This is a genomic window from Angustibacter peucedani (assembly GCF_054779595.1).
The window spans coordinates 1-3,679 of the sequence record NZ_BAAGXY010000147.1 but is presented as its reverse complement, the minus strand read 5'-3'; the positions used below and the strand labels follow the sequence as shown (position 1 = coordinate 3,679).

Here is a 3,679-nt window from a genome sequence, read left to right as displayed (position 1 = left end):
CCCAGGCCCGCGTGGCGCGCACGCGCCCGCCCGCCGGCACGCCGACGAGGAGCAGCGCGAGGGACGACGGCAGCTGCAGCGCGGCCCCGGCCGCCTGCACGACCCGGGCGGCGACGAGCGCGTCGAGCGTCGGGGCGAGGGCGCAGGCGAGCGAGGCGAGCGTGAAGAGCGCGGTGCCCGCGAGGAAGGTCCGGCGGTGGCCGTAGCGGTCGCCGGCGCGGCCCGCGACCACGAGCAGCGCACCGAGCGTGACGGCGTACGCGTTCAGCACCCACGAGACGTGCGCGAGCGTGCTGCCGGCGAACGAGCGGCCGACGTCGTCGAGCGCGACGTTGACGATCCACAGGTCGAGGTTGGTCATGAAGACCGCGAGCGCGACGACGGGGAAGACGCGGCGCGAGGTCGGTCGGTTTGATTCTCGGATCGTCATGCCGGTGAAAGTAGCGCGGGTTGGTTTGATGTGCAAACCTTGGCGGGTGGACCGACTCGCCGACCTGCCCGGCCGCCCGTGCTCGGCCGCCGCGGCGCTCGACGTCGTGGGCGACCGCTGGGCCCTGCTCGTGGTGCGCGAGCTGATGTTCGGCAACCACCGGTTCACCGACCTGGTGCGCAACACCGGAGCGCCGCGCGACCGGCTGGCGGCCCGGCTCAAGGACCTCGTCGAGGCCGGCGTCGTCGAGAAGCGGCAGTACCAGCAGGCGCCGCCCCGCTCGGAGTACCACCTGACCCGGGCCGGCCGCGACCTCGCGCCGGTGCTGCAGGCGCTGCTCGCGTGGGGCGACCGCTGGGCCGTCGACGAGCCCCCGATGCAGCTGCGCCACCACGACCACGAGCTGCACATGCACCAGGTGTGCGACGTGTGCGGCGAGCGGGTGCGCCGGGCCGACGTCACGCGCGAGGTGCGCGTCGAGGGCTGGGACGAGGCCGGGCCGGTGGCCGCGGGCTGAGCGCCCGTAGGCTGCCGCGGTGACCCGCGTGCTCTGCCTCGACTTCGGCTCGACCTTCACCAAGGCCGCCCTGGTCGACACCGACGACGGCGCGCTCGTCGCGACCGCCGCCCACCCCACGACCATCGCGACCGACGTGCTCGACGGGTATCACGCGATCCGTGGAACCCTTGCGGCAGAACGTGTCGACGACGTCATCGCGTGCTCCAGCGCCGGCGGAGGCCTGCGCCTCGCCGTGGTGGGATACGAGCGGGTCGTGACGGCCGAGGCCGGGCACCGCGTCGGGCTGTCCGCCGGCGCCAAGGTCGTGCACGTCGCCTCGGGCGAGCTGACCCCGGACGACGTCACCGCGTTGCGCGAGAGCCGGCCCGACGTCGTCCTGCTGGTGGGTGGCACCGACGGCGGCAACGCAGACGTGCTGCGGCACAACGCTCGTCGGCTCGGCATCGGTCGCGTGCCCGCGCCGGTCGTGCTCGCCGGCAACGCCGACGCGGCGGCCGAGGCCGAGCACGAGCTGGTCTCGCGCGGACGCCGGGTCGTCGTCACGCCGAACGTGCTGCCGCGCATCGGGGTGCTCGAGCCCGAGCCGGCGCGGGCCGCGATCCGCGAGGTCTTCATCCAGCACGTCATCGGAGGCAAGGGGCTGTCGAGGGGTCCGGCGTTCGCGTCGATGGCGCGCGCCGCGACCCCGGACGCGGTGCTGGCCGGGGTCGGCGTCCTGGCCGACGGCGGACCCGGCGTCCCGGGCGCAGGTGACGTCGTCGTCGTGGACGTCGGCGGCGCCACCACCGACGTGTACTCCGCGCTGGCGCCCGAGGGCGAGGACGCCACGCTGCGCAAGGACGTCGTCGCGACGATGTGGCACGCGCGCACGGTCGAGGGCGACCTGGGCATGCGCTGGAACGCCACCGGGGTCGTGGCCGCGGCGCGCGCCGAGCACCTGGACGTCGACGACCGCCTCGCCGCGTACGCCGAGACGGTGCAGGCCGACCCCGCCTACCTGCCCGACGTCCCGGACGACGACGCGCGGCTCGCGCAGCTCGCGGTCACGGTCGCGCTGCGCCGGCACGGGCGCCCGGCCAACCCGTCGGCGTCGCCCCGCCCGCTCAAGGAGGTCGAGCTGGTCGTCGGGTCCGGCGGCGTGCTGCGCCACCACGGCGACGCCGTGCGCGCGCAGGTGCTGGGTCCGGCGGTCACCGACCACGGCGGCGGGTGGCGGGTGCCCGAGCGGGCGCGGCTCGCGGTCGACGAGCGGTACGTGCTGTTCGCGGCGGGCCTGCTCGCCGCCGACGCCCCGACGGCGGCCGCCCGCCTGGTCGGCCACGCGCTGCGCGAGGTGCCGGGCCCGCGCGGGTAGGACAGGATGGGCCGGTGAGCCGCGAACCGGGCAGTGAGGCGGTGCCGCGGCCGGTCGCGGTCGCGGCCGCGTGGTCGTGGCGCCTGCTGGTGGTCCTCGGCGTCCTCTACGTGCTGGTGCGGCTGCTCGCGACGTTCGTCGTCCTCGTCGCCCCGGTGCTGATCGCGGTGCTCCTCGTGGCTCTCGTGAAGCCGCTCACCGACGCGATGGAGAAGGGCCGGATGCCGCGCGGGGCGGCCGCCCTCACCACGGTGATCGCCGTGCTGGCCGTCGTCGCCGGCCTCGTCACGCTGGTGGGCACCCAGGTGGCGAACGGGTTCCCCGAGCTGCAGCGCCAGGCCGAGGCCGGCCTCGGCGAGGTGCGCCACTGGTTCGCCGGACCGCCCCTGCACCTCACGACCGACCAGCTGGCCTCCTACCTGACCCAGCTGCGCGACAGCATCACGGGCAGCCGCGACCAGCTGGTGAACGGCGCGCTGGCGGCCACGACCACGGCCGGGCACGTCGTGGCCGGCGTGTTCATCGCGCTCTTCTCGACATACTTCTTCCTGGCGCAGGGCGACGCGATCTGGTCGTGGCTGGTGCGCCTGCTCCCGCGCGCGGCTCAGGAGCCGGTGGACGACGCCGGGCGCAAGGGGTGGGTGACCCTCACGTCGTTCGTGCGGGCGACCGTGCTGGTGGCGCTCACCGACGCGCTCGGCATCGGGATCGGCGCCGCGCTGCTCGGCGTCCCGCTGGCCGTGCCGCTGGGGGTGCTCGTCTTCCTCGGGGCGTTCGTGCCCGTGGTGGGTGCGCTGCTGTCGGGGTCGGTCGCCGTCCTCATCGCGCTCGTCGCCGTCGGTCCGGTCAAGGCGCTGATCATGCTGGGCGTCGTGGTCGGGGTGCAGCAGCTCGAAGCCCATGTGCTGCAGCCGTTCCTGCTGGGTCGAGCGGTGCGCGTGCACCCGCTGGCCGTGATCCTCGGCATCGCCGCGGGGGCGCTCGTGGCGGGGATCCTGGGCGCGCTGTTCGCCGTGCCGCTGATCGCGACCCTCAACACGATGGTGCTCTCGCTCACCGGCCGCAGCCGCCACGACGAACGCCTGCAGGAGGCCGAGCGCGGCGAGGGCGTGGGCGACGACGAGCCGGCGCCGGCCGACGCCGAGGGCACCGAGCGGCCTGTGGACGACGGGAGCGGGCCGGGCCGCTGACCCGGCAGGATGGTCGGACGGCGTGGGGCCGACCGGACCGGAGGGCCCGCATGCCGCTCGACCCCACCCTGCTGCCGGGCTGGCCGGTGCCGGCGGCCGAACGCCTCGCCTGGGCCGCCCGGCTGCGCGCGGCCGGCGACGAGGCCGGCGGCATCGGGCGGCAGCTGGCGCACCAGGTCGAGGCG

Annotated in this window: 4 protein-coding genes; 3 read left to right on the top strand and 1 reads right to left on the bottom strand. The window is 75.8% G+C overall.

The genetic code is table 11. The features are described 5' to 3' along the window. Window positions 1–430: MFS transporter (locus tag ACYVJ4_RS18015; RefSeq protein ID WP_460461457.1), on the bottom strand; the 430-nt coding region annotated here is incomplete at its 3' end. 28 nt (window positions 431–458) lie between these two features. Between ACYVJ4_RS18015 and ACYVJ4_RS18010 the strand changes: the two genes are divergently transcribed. Genes ACYVJ4_RS18010 through ACYVJ4_RS18000 form a run of 3 tightly spaced genes read left to right on the top strand, consistent with a single transcriptional unit; the run spans window position 459 to window position 3,494 of the window. Next, window positions 459–947 (top strand): winged helix-turn-helix transcriptional regulator, encoded by a 489-nt coding sequence (locus tag ACYVJ4_RS18010; protein WP_460461456.1) that lies wholly within the window; start codon window positions 459–461, stop codon window positions 945–947. 19 nt (window positions 948–966) lie between these two features. Next, on the top strand, window positions 967–2,304 hold the full coding sequence (locus tag ACYVJ4_RS18005) for a glutamate mutase L (protein WP_460461455.1): 1,338 nt from the start codon (window positions 967–969) through the stop codon (window positions 2,302–2,304). A gap of 14 nt (window positions 2,305–2,318) precedes the next feature. Further along, complete coding sequence (locus ACYVJ4_RS18000; protein ID WP_460461454.1) at window positions 2,319–3,494, top strand: AI-2E family transporter; 1,176 nt, start codon at window positions 2,319–2,321, stop codon at window positions 3,492–3,494. Window positions 3,495–3,679 lie beyond the last annotated feature (185 nt).

Bases quoted from the DNA above. Each gene is read 5' to 3' on its own strand.
- ACYVJ4_RS18010 (WP_460461456.1), top strand. From the start codon at position 459: ATGTGCAAACCTTGGCGGGTGGACCGACTCGCCGACCTGCCCGGCCGC.